The following is a 20748-nucleotide window of genomic DNA, read 5'->3' on the forward strand; positions in this document are numbered from 1 at the left end:
CGATCCTTAGGGTCGGGATTTCATATCGAAGTCGACTGCTCCAGTGCTGGTGCTGGCTGCAACGCGCCTGCCTACGCTCGATCAGCGATCCGCGTGCCCATGACAACGCCGCGGCTGTACGGCCTCTCCCTTCCCCAGCGCCTCCTCCTCTCTCTGGTGGTGGGGATGATCGGCATGCTGCTGCTCTGGAGCTCAGCGCGTCTCTGGATCGAGTGGCAGTGGTTCGCCCAGTTCGGTTTCAGCGGCGTGCTGCTGCTGCGCTGGAGCCTGCAGCTGGCAGGGCTCGGGGTGGGGCTGGCCCTGGCACTGGGGCTGCAGCTCTGGCTGGGTCATCTCTGGCGTCTGCCACGCCACGCACCGGAGCGCCACACCCTGCCGCCCCTGGCCTATGGAGGCGCTCTGACCCTGCTGGCCGGGCTGCAGGTGGTAAGCCTCACCATGGTGCTGTGGCTGGCCCGGCGGTTGCTGCTGGCCCCGTTCGATCCCAGCCGGCTGCACGGGCTGATTTCCCTGGAGCAGCCACCATCGTTGCCCATGCTGCTGGCGAGCGCCCTGCTGCTGCTGGCCCTGCTGATCCGGCCGCTGGTGACGGCACGGCTGGTGGCCGGTGTTCTGGGGGCCGCTGGAGCCCTGGCCCTGGCGCGGAGCTGGAGCCTCTGGAGCGTGGCCCTGGTGGCCCTTGATGCGGGGATCCGCGAACCCATGCTCGGCGCCGATATCAGCTTCGCCCTGCTGCGCTTCCCCGCACTCGCCTTCCTGCTCACCCTGCTGAGCTGTCTGCTGGTGGGTGGGCTGGCCTGCGGACTCTGGGGTCTGCTGGCCCGGCCACCGCAACTCAGTGACGGCCGTTTCGCCGGCTTCACGCCCCCCCAGCTCCTGGCCCTGCGCGCCCCCCTGGCGGCCCTGGCCCTGGTGGCCGCCGCCGCCTTCTGGCTTGGACGCCACCAGCTGTTGCTCAGCACCGTGGGCAGCGTGCCAGGGGCCGGCTGGTTCGATGTGCACGTGTCCTTGCCCTTGCGAAGCCTCGCCGCCCTGCTGGCGTTGGCACTGGCGGTGGTGATCCTGGTGCCCCTGCCGCGGCGAGGCCTGCGTGGTGCCGCCATCAGCTGCACGGCTGTCGCCCTGGCGGCCACCCCGCTGCTGGAGGCCCTGCTGCTGCCGCTGGTTCAGGTGCTGGTGGTCAAGCCGCGGGAGCTGGAGCGGGAGACCCCCTACCTGGAACGCTCGATCCGGGCGACCCGCCACGCCTTTCAGCTGGATCGGATCGCCAGCCGCAATGTCAACCCGCGCGACCGGCTGACCCGCGCTGACGTGGTCCAGGGTCATGCCACCCTGCGCAACATTCGCCTCTGGGACAGCCAGCCACTGCTGGCCACCAACCGCCAGCTGCAGCAGCTCCGTGTCTACTACCGCTTCTCCGAGCCGGCGGTGGACCGCTACGCACTGCGCCACAGCCAGGGGAGCGGACGGCAGCAGGTGATCATCACCCCACGGGAAATGGATCAGGCGGCGCTGCCCACGACGGCGCGCACCTGGCTCAACCGCCATCTGGTCTTCACCCACGGCAATGGCTTCACGGTGTCGCCGGTGAACACCAGCGGTCCGGATGGACTGCCCGAGTTCTTCATCAGTGATCTGGGGGCCTCCACCCGGGTCCAGGGCAGTCGCCAGCTCGGAATCAGCGCTGCCGCCGTGCGGGCCGGCATCCCGATCGGCCGACCGGCGCTCTACTTCGGTGCCCTCAGCTCCCCCTATGCCCTGGCGCCATCAAAGGTGGAGGAGTTCGATTACCCCCAGGGAGACGAAAACTTCTACTCGCGCTACACCGGCACCGACGGCGTTCGGATCGGCCATCCCTGGCAGCGGCTGGCGGCATCGCTCTACCTGAGTGAACCGAAACTGCTCAGTCAGGGGGCTGTGACCAGCTCCACCCGCCTGCTCCTGCGCCGCGAGGTGCGTGAACGGCTGCGCACCCTGGCGCCATTTCTTCGTTTCGACAATGAGCCCTACATGGTGTCTGTGCAGCTCAACGGGGACAGCAAACCCTTCTCCCGCGCGCAGCATCAGTACTGGATCGTGGATGCGTTCACCACCAGCCGCACCTATCCCTACAGCGCCGCCGTGCCAGGCGACCCGAACATCCGCTATCTGCGCAATTCGGTCAAGGCCGTGGTCGATGCCTACAACGGCTCCGTGCAGCTGTATGTGAGTGAGCCCACTGACCCGATCATCGCAAGCTGGCGGCGTCTGTTCCCGGGGTTGTTCCAGCCCCTCTGGAACATGCCCGAAGCCCTGCAGGCCCATATCCGCTATCCCTTGCGCCAGTTTGAGTTGCAGACGGCCCAGTTGCTCCGCTATCACGTGACCGATCCCCGCGTCTTCTACAGCGGCGACGACGTCTGGCAGGTGCCGATGGAGATCTATGGCAACAGCCAGGTGCCGGTGCGGCCGTATCACATCAGCGGCCAGGTGGCTGGCCGGCAACAACCTGAATTCCTGCTGCTGCAGCCGCTCACCCCCCTGGCACGCCCCAACCTGGCCGGCTGGCTTGCGGCCCGCAGCGATGCGCCCCACTACGGCGAGCTGCTGCTGCTGCGCTTCCCCAGCCAGACACCGATCTTGGGACCGGAGCAGATTCAGGCCCTGATCAACCAGCACCCCATGATCAGCCAGCAGTTCGGTCTCTGGGATCGGGCTGGTTCCCAGGTGATCCAGGGCAATCTGCTGGTGATGCCGGTTGGCGAGGCGCTGCTCTATGTGGAGCCGGTGTATCTCAAGGCGCGCAACGGCGGCCTCCCCACCCTGACGCGAGTGGTGGTGAGTGACGGCACCCGTATTGCCATGGAGGAAACTCTGGAGAAGGGGATTGAGGCCCTGCTGGATCCGCGCCGTTCCAGCCTGGCGGCCAAAGCGCCTCCGGTCGTTGGGGGAGCCACAACGGCCGCCGAGGGCACGACGGCACCAGAGGGCACGACGGATCCCTGACCAGCAGCGCCGATACCCTGAACCAACAGGCAGCGAGCGAGCGCATGGCCCCTGCGACGGTTGAGATCGGTGATCTGCGCGCCTTCGCCCTGCTCCAGGACGTCGAACCCCACATCCTGCGTGCGTTGCTGGAGGCCGCTGATTTGCAGGTGCTCGAGCCCGGCACCGTGTTGATCCAATGCGGTCAGATGCCGCCCCGGCTGCACTTCCTGCTCGAGGGCAGCCTCGCGGTGCGGCTGGAGAGCGCCCAATCGGAAAATGTGGCGCTGGTGGGGCCGGGCGAGAGCGTGGGGGAACTCTCGATCCTCGATGGCAATCCACCCTGTGCCTGGGTGGTGGCGGCCCTGCCCTGCCGCGTGCTCAGCCTCGAGGAGGACACGGCCTGGGCCTTGACCCGCGACTCCCACGCCTTCTGCCTGGCGCTGCTGCGCAAGTTGAGCGAACGGCTGCGGGCCAACAACATCACCGTGGAAACCTCGGTGCGGCAGCGGCGCCAGGCGGAGGAGGCTGCCCTGCTGGATGGACTCACCGGGGTCCGAAACCGCCGCTGGATCGAGGAGCAGCTGCCTGGCCTGGCCAGCGAGTCCAACGACACCATGGCCCTGGCCCTGCTCGACATCGACCACTTCAAACGGTTCAACGACACCTATGGCCATCAGGCCGGCGACGATGTGCTCGTCGGTGTGGCCCGCGCCCTGGAGGGTCAGCTCCGCCCCAGCGATGTGGTGGCCCGCTACGGCGGTGAAGAATTTGTGGTGGCGCTGCCCGGTGAGGGAGCGGAGGGAGCATCGATCGTCGCAGAACGGCTGCGGCGCAGCATCGCTGCGCTGGCGCTCCAAAGCCGCGATGGCCACAGCCTGCCTCCGATCACGATCTCAATCGGCCTGGCCTTCCAGCAACCGGGCCTGGCTTGCGGGGCCCTGGTCGCTGCTGCTGATCAGGCGCTGTACCAGGCCAAGGAGGGAGGGCGCAACCGGGTGGTGGTGGCAGGGGCGCCGCTGTTGGCATAAAAATGGGGAGCCAAGGCTCCCCTGAACGGTTCCAGACTGACCGGTGATGCCAGTCGGGCTGAGGCTGCAGATCCTGAATCAGGCGGCCACAGCAGTCTTGGGGTCGAGTTCGCCCTTGGCGTACAGAGCGGCGTAGTAGTTGATGTCACGCTGCTTGATCTTGCTGGCGTTGCCGGCGCACCAGAACTGCTGGTAACGATCGAGGCACACCTGCTTCATGTAGGCCCGGGCGGGCTTGTTGAAGTGGCGGGGATCGAAGTTGGCGGGATCCTTGAAGGCAGCTTCCCGCACGGCGGCGGTGAAAGCGAGGCGGTTGTCGGTGTCGATGTTCACCTTGCGCACGCCATTGCGGATGCCTTCCTGAATCTCTTCCACGGGCACGCCGTAGGTCTCGGGGATGGCACCGCCGTACTTGTTGATCATGTCCAGCCACTCCTGGGGAACCGAGGAGGAGCCGTGCATCACCAGGTGGGTGTTGGGGATGGCCTTGTGGATTTCAGCGATGCGGCTGATCGCCAACACTTCACCGGTGGGCTTGCGGGTGAACTTGTAGGCGCCGTGGCTGGTACCGATCGCGATGGCCAGGGCATCGACTTTGGTCTTGGCGACGAAGTCGGCGGCCTCGGCGGGATCGGTGAGCAGCTGGCTGTGGTCGAGCTTGCCCTCGAAGCCATGGCCGTCCTCGGCCTCACCCATGCCGGTCTCGAGGGAACCCAGGCAACCCAGTTCGCCTTCGACGCTCACGCCGATGGCGTGGGCCACATCGACCACTTCCTTGGTCACAGCCACGTTGTACTCGTAGCTGGCCGGCGACTTGGCGTCGGCCATCAGGGAGCCGTCCATCATCACCGAGGTGAAACCGTTGGCGGCGGCACCGAAGCAGGTGGCGGGGCTGTTGCCGTGGTCCTGGTGCATCACCACCGGGATGTCGGGATAGGTTTCCACGGCTGCCAGGATCAGGTGCCGCAGGAAAGCCTCACCGGCGTACTGGCGGGCACCGCGGGATGCCTGCAGGATGACGGGGCTGTCCGTCTCATAGGCAGCCTCCATGATCGACTGCACCTGCTCCAGGTTGTTGACGTTGAAGGCAGGGATGCCGTAGCCGTTCTCAGCGGCGTGGTCGAGCAGCAGCCGAAGCGGAACGAGCGCCATGGATAGAACCTCGGATCGGTGGGAGCGGGACTGGGTGACACCAGGGGACAGGAAGGGCCGTGCTCGGGGGGAGCCGTGCTCTGAGGTGGTCCGGCTCAGGAGCCGGGCCAGGATCGGTCAACCCGCCTTGGTCTGGCGGCGAGTCTAGGGGATCCCCCTCAAGACCCAGGCCCGCACCAGTGCCTGACTCAGCGGTAGTGGCTCAGGGATCAGGAATCCGGTCAGGGATCAAGCGACAGGGAGGCCTCGCCCGAGGTGCCCTGGCGCGCCCAGTCGCAGCAGCGCTGGCTCGCCACCGCTTCCGCCAGCCCCGGCAGCATCGGACGGCCCTCCCGGATCGCCTCGGCCCACCATTGTTGAATCCGCTCCACCGGCGCCACCCGCCCGTCCTCCCAGGTGCGGGCAAAGGCGAGTGACGGATCGGCAGGGACCGGGCGCAGGGCCTCTCCCGGCCGGGCCATCCACAGCTGGAATCCGTGCACATAGTCGCTCTGGTTGGACGAGCCCAGCACCAGGGTGGCCTCGCTTCCGTAGAGCTCGATCCAGTAGCCCCGGCCCTGACGGGTCACCGAGGCCAGCGTCACCTGGGCCGGGGTGCGGCCGCCAGCGGCGGTGGCCAGCTCCATCTGGAGCAGGGCGATGTCTTCGGCATCCACCGCCGCTCGGCCCTCCTCCGGTCCCGGCAGGGGACGCTCGCTGATGGCAGTGCTGAGCTGGGCCCGCAGGCTGCGCGTCGGGCCCACCAGCCAGTGGAGCGTGTCGAAGGCATGGGTGCCGAGGGCGCCCAGCACCCCGCCGCCCTGCTCCACCTGGGAATACCAGGTCCACGGACGCTGGCCATCGGCGCGGCTGCTCATCAGCCAATCCAGCTTCACCAGCCAGGGATCGCCGAGCACGCCCTCCGCGATCAGGGCCGCCATCTGCTGAAACAGCGGCACAGCCCGGTATTCGAAATCCACCGCCACGCAGCAGCGCTGCCGCAGGGCAAGGCGCTGCAGCTCCTCGATCTGGGCCGCCTCCAGGGCCACGGGCTTCTCCAGCAACAGGTGCTTGCCCGCCAGCAGGGCGCGCCGGGCCAGATCAAACCGGGGGCCCGGCGGGGTGGCGATCACCATCGCCTCGATCTGCGGGTCGCCGAGCAGGGCATCGAAGTCGGTGTGGCCAGGAAGTTCGGCGCGGTGGCAGGCCTGCTCCAATCGCTCGGCCCGCGGATGCCACAGGGCCACCGGTTCGGTGAGCAGGCCACTGCGCAGGGCGGGCAGATGCACCGTCTCCCCGAAACCCAGGCCGGCCACGGCCACCCGCACCGGCTGGCTGGAGCGGCGGCTGCCAAGGGTCGACAGAGCAGAACGCATCGGGGGGGTGTAAAAGGACAGACCGGCTGCAGCCGCTCAGGCCGGCAAGTCGGAGCCTGCGGCGCAGACGGTGTCGATCATGGCGTCGAGCAGCTGATCCGCACCGGTCGGCTGCCATTCGGCATTGAAACGGCGCAGGCCGTTGACGGAGGTGTCGCGGTAGAGCTCCTGGCCGCAGTCGAGCTCCATCACATAGAGATCGCCGAGGCGAGGGCGACCATGCTCGTCCGGGGGCGGCAGATGGCGTGACAGCACACTGAGGTTGCCGTCACGGGTGCGGCGCAGACTGCCCGCGTCCCACCACTGCTTGCCTTCCTCGGTGGCGGGCAGCTCCCGCCAGTCGACAGGACCGGCCAGGGCGGGCAGGGCCGGCAGAACAAGCAGCAGCAGCAGGGCCAGGCTCAGGCCGAGGCGGCCCAGAGGGCGGATCCAGCAGCGCATCACATCGGCCATGGAAGTTCAGGACAGGGACAGACAGGATTTGGGCGCATGCAGGCGCAGCAGGCTGGACAGGGTGCTGCGCAGCTGGGGACGGGGCACGATCGTGTCGACGAAGCCGTGGTCCTGCAGGTATTCGGCGGTCTGGAAGCCATCGGGCAGCTTCTCGCGCAGGGTCTGCTCGATCACCCTGCGACCGGCGAAGCCGATCAGCGCCTTCGGTTCCGCCAGGATCAGGTCACCCAGCATGGCGAAGCTGGCGGTCACCCCGCCGGTGGTGGGGTGGGTGAGCAGGGGGATGTAGAGCAATTCAGCCCGGCGGTGCCGCTCCAGCGCCCCGGAGATCTTGGCCATCTGCATCAGGCTGAGCATGCCTTCCTGCATGCGGGCGCCGCCGGAGGCGCAGACGATCAGCACCGGCAGCTGGCGATCGGTGGCCTTCTCGATCAGGCGCGTCAGCTTCTCGCCCACCACCGAGCCCATCGAACCACCCATGAAGCGGAAGTCCATCACCCCCAGGGCGAGGGGATGGCCATCGAGGCGACACAACCCCGTCACCACGGCATCGCGCAGGCCGGTGCTGAGCTGGCTGTCGCGCAGACGGTCGGCGTAGTTGCGACGATCCTTGAAGGCGAGGGGATCGGTGGGGGCCAGCTCGGTGTCGAGGGGCTCGAAGCTGCCTTCATCGGCCAGCAGCCGGATGCGCTCCTCGCTGTCGATGCGGTGGTGATAGCCGCATCCCTTGCAGACGCTGGCATTGGCCTGCAGATCCTTGCGGTAGGTGACCAAGCCGCACTCGGGGCACTTGCTCCACAGCCCATCGCCTTCATCGCTCTCCTGGTTGACGCGCACCACTGGGGCAGCCTTGCGGCGGTCAGCGAACCAGTCGAACAGCGACACGGGAAAACTCGGAGGACCTGATCACATTTAAGGACCGGGCCAGCCCAGCAGCTGCAGCCACAGGCCATGGCCGCCGATCCACACGAGCACGCCGCCGCAGGCCAGGAACGGACCGAAGGGAAAGGGTTGCTGCGGACCCAGCCGGCCCACCAGGCGAGCCAGGCCGCCCACCACAGCGCCTCCACCGATGGCCAGCGCCACGGTCAACCCCAGGCCGGTGGGACCGAGCCAGGCCCCCAGCAGGGCGGCCAGTTTGGCGTCGCCCAGGCCCAGGGCAGGGCGACCGAGCAGCCGTTCGGCCAGGGCACTGGTGCCTTCGAAGGCCAGCAGACCTAGGCCGGCCGCGAGCAGATGCTGAAACAGCAGCGCCCGGCCGACCACCTCACCCTGGCTGAAGCCGATCAGCGCTGTGCAGGCCAGACCGACCACCAATCCCCAGCGGCAGAGGGGTTCAGGCAGCCAGAGAGCGTCGAGGTCGACCAGCACCAGCGGGATCAGCCAGCTGACCAGCAGCCAGCCCGCCGCCACCAGCATCCAGGAGGCAGGGGCCTGCCCCAGACCGGCCGGCTGGGCGAACAGCATCGCCACCCAGAGGCCGGCGCAGAGCAATTCGACCAGCAGATAGCGCGGGCTGATGCTGTGGCGGCAGTAGCGGCAGCGACCGCCGAGCCACAGCCAGCCCAGCACGGGCACGTTCTCGAACCAGGCCAGCGGGGTGCCGCAGTGGGGGCAGTGGCTGCCGGGATGGATCAGCGACTCCTGCCGCGGCAGGCGAAACGCCACCACCTGCAGAAAGCTGCCCACGCAGGCACCGAGCACCGCGGCAAGGAGGGCCAGGGTCGAGGGCGCCAGGATCAGGGGCGACCCGTTGCTGCTGAGCATGGCTGACGCGGCGGGTTCAGGGGCGCAGGTTGGGGCGCGGATTGCGCAGCCGGGTGGAGGCGGTGCGGTTGGGCCGGCCCCTGATCATCTCAATCGGCACGAAGTGCTCCTCCGGCAGCAGCACCGGCAACTCGAACACCACACGCGGCGGAACCGGAGCCTGCTGCCAGATGATGCCAATCGGTTCAGCCCCAGCCGGGCATTGCTCGAGGTAGTGGAAGTAGGCACGGCGGGCGTCTTGAAACACCTGGCGGCTATCGATCTGATCCAGCCGCAGTTCCGGACGCGCAGACGAGCCAGTGGATCCATTGGCTCCCTGGATCAGGAAGGAGGGGGAAGAAGTGGCACGTCCGGTGAAGGGAATCGGCCTCACCTTGTCCGACTGGTTCACCCACCTTAGAGCTCTTGGCAGGGGTGAGACCAATTTCGTTCGCCCCCTGGAATCCCGACTGGAGCTGGGGCTCAGGCGAGCGTCTTCTTGTCCTGGATCATGCGGTGGATGATCGGGGTGAGGATCAGCTCCATCGCGAAGCCCATCTTGCCGCCGTTCACCACGATCGAGGTGGGGGTGGACATGAACGAGCCGTGGATCATATCGAGCAGATAGGGGAAGTTGATCCCCCACTTGTCGCGGGCCACCTTGCGGAAGTGGATGATCACAAAACTCTCATCCGGGGTTGGGATCGTCTGGATGAAGAAGGGGTTGGAGGTATCCACCGTGGGGATCCTCTGGAAGTTGATGTCGGTGAGGCTGAACTGAGGGCAGATGTGGTTGATGTAATCAGGCATGCGGCGCAGGATCGTGTCCACCGTGGCCTCGGCCGAGTAGCCGCGCTCCTGGTTGTCGCGGGCGATCTTCTGGATCCACTCCAGGTTCACGATCGGCACCACGCCGATCAGCAGATCCGCCAGCTTGCGCAGGTCATAGCCCTCGCCCACCACGCCGCCGTGCAGGCCCTCGTAGAAGAGAAGGTCGGTGCTGGCGGGAATCGGTTCCCAGGGGGTGAACTGGCCCGGCTCCAGGTTGGTGCCGAGCCGGCCGTTGTGCTCGGCTGCCTCCTCAACGGAGTGCAGGTAGTAGCGCTTCTCGCCACCGCCGGTCTCGCCGTAATTGCGAAACAGCTCCTCAAGCTTGTCGAACCGGTTGGCATCGGGACCGAAGTGGGAGAAGTTCTCGCCCTTGGCAACGGCGGCGGCCATGGCCTCCTTCATCTCAGCCCGCTCGTAGCGGTGGTAGCTGTCGCCCTCCACCACAGCCGGGGTGATGCCCTCGCGCTTGAAGATGTATTCGAAGGCGCGCTTGACAGTGCTGGTGCCTGCGCCGGAGGAACCGGTGACTGAAACAACCGGATGACGCTTCGACATGCGCAAGGATCCAAAAACCGACCGTGAGTTTGTCAGGTCGCCGGACCGATTCCCCCATCCCCGGGGGCAACCGTTGCAGGATCAGGCTTCCAGGGCCGCCAGCAGCTGCTCACCCATGGCGCGGCAGCCCAGCTGGGTGCAGCCGTCGGCCATCAGGTCGCCGGTGCGGTAGCCGTTGGCCAGGGCCCGGTCCACGGCGCTTTCCAGGGCTGCGGCGGCCTCTTCCTGCTTCAGGCCCACCCGCAGCATCATGGCGGCGCTGAGCACCATGGCCATCGGATTGGCCTTGTCCTGCCCGGCGATGTCGGGGGCTGAGCCATGCACCGGCTCGAACAGCCCCGGCCCCTCCGATCCGAGCGAGGCGGAAGGCAGCATGCCGATTGAGCCGGTCAGCATGGCGGCCTCGTCGCTGAGGATGTCGCCGAACAGGTTGCCGGTGAGCAGCACATCAAACTGCTTCGGCGCCCGCACGAGCTGCATGGCGGCGTTGTCGACGTACATGTGGCTGAGCTCCACGCTTGGATAATCGCTCGACATCGCGGTGACCCGATCGCGCCAGAGCTGGCTCACATCGAGCACATTGGCCTTGTCGACCGAGCAGAGCCTGCGGCCGCGCTGCATGGCCAGATCAAAGCCCACCCGAGCGATCCGGTCGATTTCATGGTCGGAATAGACCATGGTGTTGAAGGCCCGCACGTGGCCATCGGCCTCGATGCGGCCCTTGGGCTGACCGAAATAGATGCCGCCGGTGAGCTCCCGCACCACCATCAGATCCACACCTTCGATCACCTCCGGCCGCAGGCTGCTGGCGTCAGCCAGGGCGGGAATGATCGTCACCGGCCGCAGGTTGGCAAACAGCTGCAGCCCGGCCCGCAGGCCCAGGAGGCCGGTCTCGGGCCGCTGCGAGCGGGGCAAGGCATCAAAGCGGGGGCTGCCGATTGCCGCCAGCAGCACCGCATCGCCCGCCTTGCAGGCCGCCAGGGTGCTGGCGGGCAGGGGTTCACCGCAGGCGTCGATGGCGGCACCACCGATCGGTTGCTCGTCGAAGACAAGGCTGAAGCCATGGCGGTGGCTCACCACCTCCAGCAGCTGCCGGGCCACCGCGGTGATCTCCGGGCCGATGCCATCGCCGGGGAGCAGGGTGATCCGGTAGGTGGTCATGGTGGGCCGGAGGAGCGACGAGCGGGCTGGGCGCGAGGCTACGCCGCGACCTTGCTCAGTTCGCGCTGTTCCTGAGCTGCCGCAGGGTCTTGGCCATCTCCGGCAGCTTGTTGAACGCGGCCGAACAGCGCAGCCACAGCCGGTTGGGGATGGCGGGGTAGCCGCTCACCACCTCGCCCGCAGCCACCTCGCCGTGGATGCCGGACTTGGAAGAGGCGATCGCCCGATCGCCGATCACGGCCTTGTTGGCCACGCCCACCTGGCCGGCCAGGATCACACCGTTGCCGAGCCGCGCACCACCGGCGATGCCCACCTGGGCTGCCAGGGCACAGTCCCGCCCGGTCACCACGCCGTGGCCCACGTGCACGAGGTTGTCGATCTTGCTGCCGGCACCGATGCGGGTCTCGCCCACCGAGGGGCGATCGATGGTGCTACCGCAGCCCACTTCGACACCATCTTCGAGCACCACCAGCCCGGTCTGGGGCATCTTGCGCCAGCCGGCGGCGGTGGGCACGAAGCCAAACCCCTCCGAGCCGATCACAGCGTTGGAGTGCACCACGCAAGCGCGGCCGAGGCGGCTGCCGGGATGGAGCACGGCGTTGGCATGGATCTCGCACCCCTCGCCGAGCTGCACGTCGTCGTAGAGCACCACGCCGGGGTGGAGGGTGCTGCCACTGCCGATGCTCACCGCAGCGCCGATCACCACATGGGCCGCCACGTGCACAGCCTCCCCAAGCTGGACGCTGGGATCCAGCACGGCGCTGGGATGGACCCCCGCAGGCAGGGGCCGCCGCGGGTAAAGGGCCTCTAGGGCTTCAGCGAAACCCAGGCGCGGATCGGCCAGGGCGACCCAGGCCAGGCCCCGCTCGCTGGCCTGGTGCTGCAGATCGGCGTCGACCGGGAGCAACACGGCACTGGCACCGGTGGCAGCCAGGGCCGCCGCCAGGGCGTTGCCGGGCTCCAGAAAACTCAGCTGACCACCAGTGGCCTGATCCAAGGCTGCAGCGCCGCCGATCTCCGGGTCTGCGGCCAGATCGCAGGGAGTGTTCTCCACCACCTGGCTGAGCTGGCCGAGCAGCTGGCTGAAACGCATGCCTGGGAGGAGGGATCGAGGCCGGATCGTAGGGCTGGGCTCCGTCAGGCCGGCGGCGGCACGGTGGTGAGCACCAGATGGTCGCGGTGCACCACCGCATCGCCCACCGCATCACCTCCTGCCCCGAGCCGGCTGCGCACAGCCTCGCTGCTGAGGCCCACCACCTGACGCAGCTCATCGCTGCTGAGACTGCAGAGACCGCGGCCCAGCTCCCGACCATCGGCGGCCAGCAGGCGCACGGCCTCACGGCGGCGGAAGTCGCCCTCCACCGCCCGGATCCCCACCGCCAGCAGGGAAGCCCCCTGATGGACCACGGCCCGCTCGGCGCCGGCATCCAGGGTGAGGCTGCCCTTGGCCAGCAGGGCATGGGCCAGCCAACCCTTGCGATCCGGCAACGGAGAGGCGGAGGGATGGAACACCGTGCCTACCCGCTCACCGGCCAGCAGGGCATCGAGCACGGCGGGATCACGCCCATCGGCCAGCCGCACGCGGATGCCGCTGGCCGTGGCGATCCGGGCCGCCGCCAGTTTGGTGGTCATGCCGCCGGTTCCCCAGCGGCCACCTCCTTTGGCCACGCCTCGGAGGCTCTCCAGCTCCGCCAGATCGCGCACCTCATCAATCGGAACCGCCTCGGCATCGCTGCGGGGATCGCCGGAATAGAGGCGGTCCACATCGGTGAGCAGGATCAGTTCATCGGCATTGATCGCCACCGCCACCAGGGCCGAGAGGGTGTCGTTGTCACCGAAGCGCAACTCCTCGGTGGCGAGGGTGTCGTTCTCGTTCACCACCGGCACCACTCCCCAGGCGAGCAGCTGCTCCAGGGTGCGGCAGGCGTTCTGGTAGCGCCGCCTCGAGGCCAGATCGCCGCGGGTGAGCAGCACCTGGGCCACCCGCGCCCCGCGCACCGCGAAGGCGTCCTGATAGAGGGCCATCAGTTGCCCCTGGCCCACCGCCGCCGCCGCCTGCAGCGCCACCACTTCACTGGGCCGCTGTTCCAGCGCCAGGGTGCGACAACCCAGGCCCACGGCCCCACTGGTTACCAGGGCGATCGCATCGCCACGGCGCTGCTGGCGGCTGAGGCTGGCGGCCAGGTCGTGAACCACGGCGGTGGTGGGCCGATCGGGCTGTCCCTGCAGGGTGCTGGTCCCCACCTTGATCACACGACGCAGGCCGCCGCCTGCAGGACTGCTGTTGGTCATCCGCCTAGAGGGTGAGGCGCACGGGTCGGCATCCGATCAGGCCAGGGGGGTTCCGATCCAGCGAGCCAGGCCCAGCTCGATCCGCTGCAGGTGATCCTGCCGGCATGGCTCGCCGTTCGGATCGATCGGCCGCACCAGCACGGTGTAGAGACCCAGCCGATTGCCCGCCAGTACATCCGTGAACAGACGATCCCCGATCAGGGCCACCTGCTCGGGGGGCAGATCAAGGTCCGCCAGCACCCGCCTCAGGGCGGCGCGGCGCGGCTTGCCCGCCGAGGTGGTGAAGGGCAGACCCAGCTGCTTGGCGAGCCCGCCGATCCGCCGCCGTGAGGGGTTGTTGCTGAGCAGGTGTAAGGGCATCCGGGCCTGGGCGCGCCGCAGCCACTGCTCGGCCCGGGCTGGCAGCTCCGAGCGGTGACGCGGCAGCAGGGTGCGGTCCACATCGAGCACGAGAGCGCCGATCGAGTGGTCCTGCAGCCGCTCCAGCGAGAGGTCCACCAGGGTGCCAGGCACCAGCAGATCGGGTGTGAGCAGCCGCGGCAGGGCGGCAAGGCTGGCCGAATGCCGGCTGGACATCAGTCCCCCTGCTCCCGCTCCTCCAGTTCCGCCTCGAGCCGAGGCTGAATCCGCTCGAATTCCTCACCTTCCACCAGCACGGCTTCGCTGCCGCTCATCCGTGCCACCACGAAGAAGGGATCGAGGGGAATGAACAGCCCGTACTCCTGACCATCCGCCATGAACTGGATCAGGGGCTCGTACATCTCCGTGTCTTCGTCCTCCTCCTCCTCGTCGTACTCCTCGGGATCGGGCTCGTCGAGTTCGCCGCTCACGGTGAGGGTCACGGCCGAGCGCACCAGGGTCAGGTCGTGCTCCTGCAGCACCACATCCGCCACCGAGAAGATCTCCTCGTTGCCCTCGATCGTGTCGATCAGATCCGGATTGGTCTCGTCTTCGGTGAGCCGGAACAGGCACACCGGGGTGTCCACCGGGGTGAGCAGGCCGTAGTCGTGGCCATCCAGCGGGATCAGCTGCTCGAGGAAGCAGAGCAGTTGCCGCTGTTGGCTGTCCCGCACGAGCACCGTGGGCACATCACCGGAGGACGGGGTCGTGGGTCCGTCGGGACTCATGGGGGAGGAGCGTTGTCCCTCTCAGGATGGATCAGCGTGGTCCGACCTGCAGAAATTCGGGGTCGCCGGCTGGACCGGTTCGGGTCCCTCCGCCAGCCATTGCTCCAGCAACAGGGCGGCGGCAGCGCTGTCCAGGGCGCCGCTGCGGTCGCCGTGCAGGCCATGGAGCTCGGCGGCGGCCCAGCTGCTGGCGAACTCATTCACCAGGGCCAGCGGCAGGTTCAGCTGCCGGGCCAGCCGTTCGCCATAACGGCGGCAGTGGACCGCCTGGGCAGTGGGTTGCTGCTGCTGATCCAGCGGCAGCCCCACCACCAGGGCCTCAACGCGCCGCTGGCGAACCAGCGGTTCCAGCACGGCCAGATCCGCCGGGAAGGCCCCGCGCCGCAATGGTGGCAGCGGTGTGACCGTGAGACCGAGCGGATCACAGCCGGCCAGGCCGATGCGCCTGCGGCCCACATCCAGGGCAAGCACCGAGCGGCGACGGGGGACAGGCATCCGGATGGAATTCAGGCTTCGCGGAGGGCGATGGCGTGTCTTAAGGGCAGGGGTTGAGGCGTGGCTCAGTCGGGCCGCAGCGGGGAGGGGACCGGTCGCCGGCGGGGCTGCAGCGGTTCCAGCAGGGCGGTGAGGCGCTTCATCGCCGGGTGAACCGCGGCCGGTTCCTGGCGGCGCCAGACGCTGCGGGCCATCAGGATCCGTTCGCCGCACGCTTCCGCGCCGAGGCGCTCCAGCCACTGGTGCGGCGAGGGCTGGGTCACGTCGCAGGCCAGCCACAGGGGTGCAGCCGGCGTGAGCCCGGACGCCAGGCGATGCAGCAACAGTTCGGTGGCCGGGCCGACCAGCTCCACCCAGCCCGGATGCACGCTCAGTTCAACATCGTGGCCGCCGCCGGGATGGTCGCCGAGCCAGCGCACCCCCGCCACCGCCTGATCCCGACAGGGATCGACCAGCATCCAGCCGCGGTTCTGGCTCTGATCCAGCAGATCTTCGGGGCGGCGGTCGAGCAACTGACGCAGCTGGGCGGGGCAGGAGGCTTGCTCCAGATGCCAGAGCAACGGTCCGGTGCGGCGCTGCAGGCGGCGTAGCTGCAGCTCCGCTGGAATGGGTTGAGAAGCCTGTTCCTGGGGTTGCCAGCGCCAGATCCGGTCGGTGCGCAGCGGCTGAAAGCCCTGTTCGCGCAGCTGGGCCTGGCGATCGGTGTCGAGGCTGGCGGCGCTGGCGATCCAGCTGGTGGCTCCAGTGGTGCGCTGGATCGCCTCCCGCAGCAGGGCCACGGCGACGCAACGGCGACCCGGATCCCCCTCCAATCCCCGGGCCAGCCGTAGATGTTGCACCTGCCAGCAACTGCCGGTGCGGTTGAGCGGACGCACCACGACAAGACCCAGCGGCAGGCTGGCGCCCGCCAGGGTGCGGGTCGCCACCAGCACCTGGGGTGCCAGGGGCTGGCGGGGGGTGAGGGCATGAATCAGCCGGGCCGGCAGGGCCAGCAGCACGGCCCGCTGCAGCAGCGGCTGCAGGGGCTGGAAGGCCGGATCGTCCAGCAATGGCAGATGCCAGGGCTGCAGCGGCTGCACGCCCCAGTCAGCGGGCATCCCTGGCGATGGCGGCGTAGCCGCAGGATGATCACCAGACCGTGGGCTTCCCTCACCCGAGTTGGTGGCATGCCCAGAGGAGGAACGGGCGGAGGTCGAACGCCCAGAGCCCGTGGGATCAGCCGACCCCGATGGCTTGCCGCTGGCTCTGGATGTGCCATTGGCCATTGGTGGGCCACTGGCGATGGGACTACCGCTGGCAATGCCATTCACAAAGGAGCCCTGCTGAAGCACCGACGACTCACTCATCAACGGAACGTCACACACCAGCGATGGCGCAGGGACCATCAGCGCAGGCTCTGGCCCAGCGATGGGCATCCGGCTGTTGCGGCTGATTGCGGCTGGCACGGCGTTCCCGCAGCGTGGCGACCCTCGCAGGCCTGGTTGCAGTTTAGGCCGGGCGTACGAGCACAAGCGGCGTGCGCTCGTTGGCATTACCGGCCGGATTGGGCCGCAGGGCTCGCTGCAGCAGGGCCTCATCGCAGCCCTGGCTGGAAGCCAGCACCTTGACCCGACCCAGATCATTCACATCCACAACCGCCACACCCACACCGAGGGCGGCAGCCAGGCGTTCACAGACGTCCTCGGGCTGATGGGGGCCCAGCACGATCGTCTGGTCGTAGGGGGGGGTGGTGCCGGTGATGTCGTCGATCAGGCGTGCCTGATCCCCGGCCAGCCGGTAGAAGCCACCCTTGAGACCCACCAGCTTCATGGCCGATCCCGCCAGCCAGGCGCAGAGCACCCGCGCCGGACCCACCACATCGATCAGGGTCTGCAGCCCACAGGCACTCGCCAGGCTGCTGGTGGGATGGAACACGCGGCAGAGCAGACGGGCCAGCATCGAGGGCTGCACCGTGGCGGGATGGTGGTAGCGGCCCTGCATCACCGCCAGGGGCGTCTCGCCGATGGTGAGGATGTCGCCGGGCTGCAGCAGGGGGCCGGCATAGCGCTGCAGCACAGCCTCGGGATCGTCCAGCACGCCTAGCAGATGGGTGCGGATCGGCAACACCCGGCAGCGCTCACCCTCTCGCCAGGGGGCCTCGGCCTTGGTGAGCACACCAGGCTTGCGCAGGGGGACCAGCAGTCCGTCGCGCCGTTCGAGCCGGCCGAAGGGGCCGTAGTTGATCCAGAGCACTTCCAGCCAGAGGGTGTCGAGCAGGGAGCGGAGGTCCTGGTCTGCCGCTGCGCTGATCCGCACGGACACCTCGACTTCGGTGCTCTTGCGGCCCTTGAGGATGTAGGCAAACCAATAGCCATCCGAGCGGGCCTCCTCATCCGGGTGATGGGGGGTCACCCGGGTGGACACGCGGAGAGCGGAGAGATCACCGCGGCCCAGCAGCACGGGATTGACCCGCAGCTCCGGCACGAACACCTCCATGCGCGGATGGGGATTGCGCAGGGTCAGGCTGCCGCTCAGCTCGACACTGCCGCCGCTGGCTCCCTCGGTCTGCTCAGCGGAACCGCCCCCGGTGTTGAAGCGCTGCACGCGCCAGGCCCCGGAGCTCAGCCGCAGGGGCGATGCGGGCCTCAGGCGGTGGCGCAGCTCCAGCCACAGCAGGGTGAGGCCGAAGGCGAGGGCCACCAGCAGGATCGAGGGGAGCAGCACGGGCAAGGGCGGGGAAGAAGGAGCAGGGAATCGGCGCCGCCGATCCGATTCGCTACGAGGCGCGAACGGCCGGAGCGTAGATGGCCTGGCCGCCCTAGCTTCGCCAGCACCGCTCGGGCGAGAGCTCCGGTATGCGCAAGACCTTCGTTCTCGACACCAATGTGCTGCTGCACGACCCCGAGGCGATGCGGCGCTTTGAAGACAACAACGTCGTGATTCCGATCGAGGTGGTCGAGGAGATCGATCGCTTCAAGAAGGATGCCTCCGAAAAGGGACGCAATGCCCGCCAGGTGTCCAGGCTGCTCGACGATCTGCGCAGCCGCGGCAATCTCTCGGAAGGTGTGCCGATCGACGGCGAGGAGGGCGGACTGCTCAAGGTGGTGTTCTGCCGCAGTGAAACCCTCAGCCAGCTGCCGCCGGAACTGAAGGGTGGCAATGGCGACAACAACATCCTTGCGGTCGCCCTCGAGCAGCGGCTCTCGGAAGTGATGGGCAGCCAACCTCCGGTGGTGCTGGTCACCAAGGACACCAACCTGCGCATCAAGGCCGATGCGGTGGGACTCACGGCGCAGGATTACACCACCGACAAGGTGGATATCGCCGATCTCTATCCCGGCGTCTGCGAGATCTGGATCGACGCAGCCCAGATGGATCGGGTCAAAGGAGACGGGGGGCTGCCGGTCAAGGAGCTGCCGGAGGGGGCCATCCCCGGCGGAACGCTGCAGGCCAATGAAGGGGTGATGCTGGTGGATCCAGCCCAGCCCAGCCACACCCTGCTGGCCCGCTATGACGCGGCCGATGGGGCCGTCCATCCGCTGCAGCGGGTGCCGAAGGTGAAGCTGGGCCGGGTGCAGGCCCGCAACCGCGAGCAGACCTTTGCCCTCGATCTGCTGCTCGATCCGGCGGTGCAACTGGTGACGCTGGTGGGCAAGGCGGGGACCGGCAAGACCCTGCTGGCCCTGGCGGCGGGGCTGCATCAGGTGGCGGATGAGCACCGCTACGACCGCCTGCTGGTGACAAGGCCGGTGATCTCCCTGGGCAAGGAAATCGGCTTTCTGCCGGGGGATCTGGAGGAGAAGATGGGCCCCTGGATGCAACCGATCATCGACAACCTCGATTTCCTGCTCGGCGGCGAAGACCGCGGCTCGATGCGGGCCGGCCAGCGGGGGCCACGCAACAGCTGGGCGGATCTGAAGGGGATGGGATTGCTGGAAGTGGAGGCGATCAGCTACATCCGTGGCCGCTCGATTCCGCGCCAGTTCATGGTGGTGGATGAAGCCCAGAACCTCACGCCCCATGAGGTGAAGACGATCGTGACCCGCGTAGGTGAGGGCACGAAGATCGTGCTCACTGGCGACCCGTATCAGATCGACAATCCCTATGTGGATGCCGAAAGCAACGGCCTCACCTGGCTGGTGGAACGCTTCAAGGGCCAGCCCCTGGCTGGCCACGTCACCTTGCTGCGCGGTGAGCGCTCGGCCCTGGCCGAACTGGCGGCCAACATCCTCTGAAACTCACTCCACCCTGAACGTCACCCCCATGATCGCGGTGATGTCCTTGTCGATGGTGCGGGTGTCGTAGGAGCCGCCGTCGCCGATGTCGGTGGAGTTGGGGCGGGTGATCTGAAACAGGCCGGTGTCGGCGTTGGTGATCGCACCGATGCCGCTGCCGGCCTCGCGGGCGATGGCAACGGCCCGCTGCCGCGCATCACGGGTGGCCTTGGCGAGCATGTCCACCCGTTTCTCCGCCAGTTTGGTGAAGGTGTAGGCCGGCTCCTCGATCGTGAGTGGGATGCCCTCGCCGATCAGGCTGCCGATCCCGGCCGAGACCTGGGCGATCCGATCCACATCGGCGCTGGCGATGCGCAAGGTCTGGCGACTGGTCCAGGTCACCGAACGCAGCTCACCGGTGCTGGGATCGCGCACCTCCTCCCGTTCGGCGCGCACCGGATCGAGCGAGAGTTCCGACACCGCGATGCCCTGCTCCTGCAGCCAGGTGCGGCTGCGCTGCACCAGCGGCTGCAGGGCCTGCCACGACGCCTGCTGGCTACCGCCACCGGCGCTCACCACCACCGTCCAATCGGCAAAGTCGCTGCGGATGCGCTCGGTGCTGGCGCCGGTCACGGTGATGGCGTCATTGGCGCGCCGCAGCCCCTTCACCGCCACGGCGCTGGCTGTGACCAGGCCCAACCCCAGCACCGCCATGGCGAACACCAGGGGTGGGGTGCGCCGAACCAGGGCCAGGAAGGAGTTGGGGCGGCCCGGTTCCGGAGCAGCGGCGGCCATGGGGGTGGATCAGATGCTCCGATGCAAGCGCAGCCAGGTGGGAGTGCCCTCGGGCGTAAGGAAAGCTTCCCAACCCCTCAGTGCCATCGGGCAATGGCCGCAGCCACCGCAGCGGCCATTGCGGGGTCCGCGCCATTGCCCATTGCCCAGCCCACCATCGCCGCTGGCACCACGGCCGCCTCGGTGCTCACCGGCGAGCTTCGCCACCAGATCGACGGCATCTGGAATGCCTTCTGGAGCGGCGGCATCGCCAACCCGCTGGAGGTGCTGGAGCAGCTCACCTACCTGCTGTTCATCCGGCGGAGCTGCTCGCCATGGTGGTCGACCTGCTCGATGCGGTGCCGATGGCCGACCGCGACACCAAGGGCGACATCTACGAAGGGCTTGCTGAGGAACCCAGAACCTCTGCAGGGCAGTTGATTCCAGCGATAGTCTCGGGTTAGGATCAGGCGAAATCAGCCATTTCTGGCTTAGAAGAACTCGCTGGCTCGACAATGTACGTCTTTCAGAGTGCTGGCCAGCTATCGATTGAGGAATTCCATGTCCCCTTTGGAGGGAAGCTCGACCCAGGTAATCGCTGGGTCGTGCTTGCCGATGT

At 68.0% G+C, this 20748-nt stretch carries 20 protein-coding genes; 4 read left to right on the forward strand and 16 right to left on the reverse strand.

The window, feature by feature from the left end; genetic code table 11:
• Positions 1–99: 99 nt before the first annotated feature.
• Together KQ310_RS15275 and KQ310_RS15280 are read left to right on the forward strand one after the other, a co-directional pair.
• Positions 100–2985 (forward strand): UPF0182 family protein, encoded by a 2886-nt coding sequence (locus KQ310_RS15275; protein ID WP_259722554.1) that lies wholly within the window; start codon positions 100–102, stop codon positions 2983–2985.
• A 44-nt stretch (positions 2986–3029) separates the two neighbouring features.
• Positions 3030–3995, forward strand: a complete 966-nt coding sequence (locus KQ310_RS15280) for a GGDEF domain-containing protein (protein ID WP_259722555.1) — start codon at positions 3030–3032, stop codon at positions 3993–3995.
• 78 nt (positions 3996–4073) lie between these two features.
• Here the strand turns inward: KQ310_RS15280 and fba are convergent, their stop codons facing one another.
• From fba to KQ310_RS15355, 15 genes are all read right to left on the reverse strand, one after another.
• Entirely contained in the window at positions 4074–5147 is a 1074-nt protein-coding gene (fba, locus tag KQ310_RS15285; RefSeq protein WP_197156084.1) for a class II fructose-bisphosphate aldolase, read from the reverse strand.
• Positions 5148–5368: 221 nt separating this feature from the next.
• Complete coding sequence (locus KQ310_RS15290; RefSeq protein ID WP_259722556.1) at positions 5369–6502, reverse strand: Gfo/Idh/MocA family protein; 1134 nt, start codon at positions 6500–6502, stop codon at positions 5369–5371.
• A gap of 36 nt (positions 6503–6538) precedes the next feature.
• A complete protein-coding gene (locus tag KQ310_RS15295; protein ID WP_259722557.1) occupies positions 6539–6955 on the reverse strand; it encodes a hypothetical protein in 417 nt (138 codons plus the stop codon).
• Positions 6956–6961: 6 nt separating this feature from the next.
• A complete protein-coding gene (accD, locus tag KQ310_RS15300; RefSeq protein ID WP_259722558.1) occupies positions 6962–7840 on the reverse strand; it encodes an acetyl-CoA carboxylase, carboxyltransferase subunit beta in 879 nt (292 codons plus the stop codon).
• Positions 7841–7867: 27 nt separating this feature from the next.
• Positions 7868–8722 carry an A24 family peptidase gene (locus tag KQ310_RS15305; protein ID WP_259722559.1) on the reverse strand — a complete coding sequence of 285 codons (855 nt, stop codon included), beginning with the start codon at positions 8720–8722 and terminating at the stop codon, positions 7868–7870.
• Between the two features lie 16 nt (positions 8723–8738).
• Positions 8739–9113, reverse strand: coding sequence for a hypothetical protein (locus KQ310_RS15310; protein WP_259722560.1), 375 nt, complete (start codon positions 9111–9113; stop codon positions 8739–8741).
• A 71-nt stretch (positions 9114–9184) separates the two neighbouring features.
• Complete coding sequence (locus KQ310_RS15315) at positions 9185–10087, reverse strand: phosphoribulokinase (protein WP_259722561.1); 903 nt, start codon at positions 10085–10087, stop codon at positions 9185–9187.
• Between the two features lie 81 nt (positions 10088–10168).
• Positions 10169–11248 carry a 3-isopropylmalate dehydrogenase gene (gene leuB, locus KQ310_RS15320; protein WP_259722562.1) on the reverse strand — a complete coding sequence of 360 codons (1080 nt, stop codon included), beginning with the start codon at positions 11246–11248 and terminating at the stop codon, positions 10169–10171.
• Positions 11249–11303: 55 nt separating this feature from the next.
• Positions 11304–12341 (reverse strand): UDP-3-O-(3-hydroxymyristoyl)glucosamine N-acyltransferase, encoded by a 1038-nt coding sequence (gene lpxD, locus KQ310_RS15325; protein ID WP_259722563.1) that lies wholly within the window; start codon positions 12339–12341, stop codon positions 11304–11306.
• A gap of 44 nt (positions 12342–12385) precedes the next feature.
• The gene (gene proB, locus KQ310_RS15330; RefSeq protein ID WP_259722564.1) at positions 12386–13540 is read right to left on the reverse strand and encodes a glutamate 5-kinase; all 1155 of its coding nucleotides are present in this window, start codon (positions 13538–13540) and stop codon (positions 12386–12388) included.
• A gap of 36 nt (positions 13541–13576) precedes the next feature.
• Positions 13577–14116 carry a YqeG family HAD IIIA-type phosphatase gene (locus KQ310_RS15335; RefSeq protein ID WP_259722565.1) on the reverse strand — a complete coding sequence of 180 codons (540 nt, stop codon included), beginning with the start codon at positions 14114–14116 and terminating at the stop codon, positions 13577–13579.
• Positions 14116–14667 carry a DUF3727 domain-containing protein gene (locus KQ310_RS15340; RefSeq protein WP_259722566.1) on the reverse strand — a complete coding sequence of 184 codons (552 nt, stop codon included), beginning with the start codon at positions 14665–14667 and terminating at the stop codon, positions 14116–14118. Before KQ310_RS15340 ends, KQ310_RS15335 begins: the two co-directional genes overlap by 1 nt.
• A gap of 21 nt (positions 14668–14688) precedes the next feature.
• Positions 14689–15162, reverse strand: a complete 474-nt coding sequence (gene ruvX, locus KQ310_RS15345; protein ID WP_259722567.1) for a Holliday junction resolvase RuvX — start codon at positions 15160–15162, stop codon at positions 14689–14691.
• Between the two features lie 65 nt (positions 15163–15227).
• On the reverse strand, positions 15228–16259 hold the full coding sequence (locus KQ310_RS15350; protein ID WP_259722568.1) for a hypothetical protein: 1032 nt from the start codon (positions 16257–16259) through the stop codon (positions 15228–15230).
• 391 nt (positions 16260–16650) lie between these two features.
• Positions 16651–17871 carry a F420-0:Gamma-glutamyl ligase gene (locus tag KQ310_RS15355; protein WP_259722569.1) on the reverse strand — a complete coding sequence of 407 codons (1221 nt, stop codon included), beginning with the start codon at positions 17869–17871 and terminating at the stop codon, positions 16651–16653.
• A gap of 125 nt (positions 17872–17996) precedes the next feature.
• Between KQ310_RS15355 and KQ310_RS15360 the strand changes: the two genes are divergently transcribed.
• Entirely contained in the window at positions 17997–19376 is a 1380-nt protein-coding gene (locus KQ310_RS15360) for a PhoH family protein (protein ID WP_259722570.1), read from the forward strand.
• 3 nt (positions 19377–19379) lie between these two features.
• Here the strand turns inward: KQ310_RS15360 and KQ310_RS15365 are convergent, their stop codons facing one another.
• On the reverse strand, positions 19380–20150 hold the full coding sequence (locus KQ310_RS15365; RefSeq protein ID WP_259722571.1) for an SIMPL domain-containing protein: 771 nt from the start codon (positions 20148–20150) through the stop codon (positions 19380–19382).
• A 93-nt stretch (positions 20151–20243) separates the two neighbouring features.
• Here KQ310_RS15365 and KQ310_RS15370 point away from each other — a divergent pair, with 93 nt between their 5' ends.
• Entirely contained in the window at positions 20244–20570 is a 327-nt protein-coding gene (locus KQ310_RS15370) for a type I restriction-modification system subunit M N-terminal domain-containing protein (RefSeq protein WP_259722572.1), read from the forward strand.
• Positions 20571–20748 lie beyond the last annotated feature (178 nt).

Origin of the sequence: Synechococcus sp. CS-1328, assembly GCF_025128095.1 — a bacterium.
Classification (GTDB): Bacteria; Cyanobacteriota; Cyanobacteriia; order PCC-6307; family Cyanobiaceae; genus CBW1002.

What these genes read in the sequence shown, in the direction of transcription:
- KQ310_RS15275 (WP_259722554.1), top strand. Translation starts at nt 100, where the DNA reads ATGACAACGCCGCGGCTGTACGGCCTCTCCCTTCCCCAGCGCCTCCTC.
- KQ310_RS15280 (WP_259722555.1), top strand. Translation starts at nt 3,030, where the DNA reads ATGGCCCCTGCGACGGTTGAGATCGGTGATCTGCGCGCCTTCGCCCTG.
- fba (WP_197156084.1), bottom strand. Translation starts at nt 5,147, where the DNA reads ATGGCGCTCGTTCCGCTTCGGCTGCTGCTCGACCACGCCGCTGAGAAC.
- KQ310_RS15290 (WP_259722556.1), bottom strand. Translation starts at nt 6,502, where the DNA reads ATGCGTTCTGCTCTGTCGACCCTTGGCAGCCGCCGCTCCAGCCAGCCG.
- KQ310_RS15295 (WP_259722557.1), bottom strand. Translation starts at nt 6,955, where the DNA reads ATGGCCGATGTGATGCGCTGCTGGATCCGCCCTCTGGGCCGCCTCGGC.
- KQ310_RS15305 (WP_259722559.1), bottom strand. Translation starts at nt 8,722, where the DNA reads ATGCTCAGCAGCAACGGGTCGCCCCTGATCCTGGCGCCCTCGACCCTG.
- KQ310_RS15315 (WP_259722561.1), bottom strand. Translation starts at nt 10,087, where the DNA reads ATGTCGAAGCGTCATCCGGTTGTTTCAGTCACCGGTTCCTCCGGCGCA.
- leuB (WP_259722562.1), bottom strand. Translation starts at nt 11,248, where the DNA reads ATGACCACCTACCGGATCACCCTGCTCCCCGGCGATGGCATCGGCCCG.
- lpxD (WP_259722563.1), bottom strand. Translation starts at nt 12,341, where the DNA reads ATGCGTTTCAGCCAGCTGCTCGGCCAGCTCAGCCAGGTGGTGGAGAAC.
- proB (WP_259722564.1), bottom strand. Translation starts at nt 13,540, where the DNA reads ATGACCAACAGCAGTCCTGCAGGCGGCGGCCTGCGTCGTGTGATCAAG.
- KQ310_RS15335 (WP_259722565.1), bottom strand. Translation starts at nt 14,116, where the DNA reads ATGTCCAGCCGGCATTCGGCCAGCCTTGCCGCCCTGCCGCGGCTGCTC.
- KQ310_RS15340 (WP_259722566.1), bottom strand. Translation starts at nt 14,667, where the DNA reads ATGAGTCCCGACGGACCCACGACCCCGTCCTCCGGTGATGTGCCCACG.
- ruvX (WP_259722567.1), bottom strand. Translation starts at nt 15,162, where the DNA reads ATGCCTGTCCCCCGTCGCCGCTCGGTGCTTGCCCTGGATGTGGGCCGC.
- KQ310_RS15350 (WP_259722568.1), bottom strand. Translation starts at nt 16,259, where the DNA reads ATGCCCGCTGACTGGGGCGTGCAGCCGCTGCAGCCCTGGCATCTGCCA.
- KQ310_RS15360 (WP_259722570.1), top strand. Translation starts at nt 17,997, where the DNA reads ATGCGCAAGACCTTCGTTCTCGACACCAATGTGCTGCTGCACGACCCC.
- KQ310_RS15365 (WP_259722571.1), bottom strand. Translation starts at nt 20,150, where the DNA reads ATGGCCGCCGCTGCTCCGGAACCGGGCCGCCCCAACTCCTTCCTGGCC.
- KQ310_RS15370 (WP_259722572.1), top strand. Translation starts at nt 20,244, where the DNA reads ATGGCCGCAGCCACCGCAGCGGCCATTGCGGGGTCCGCGCCATTGCCC.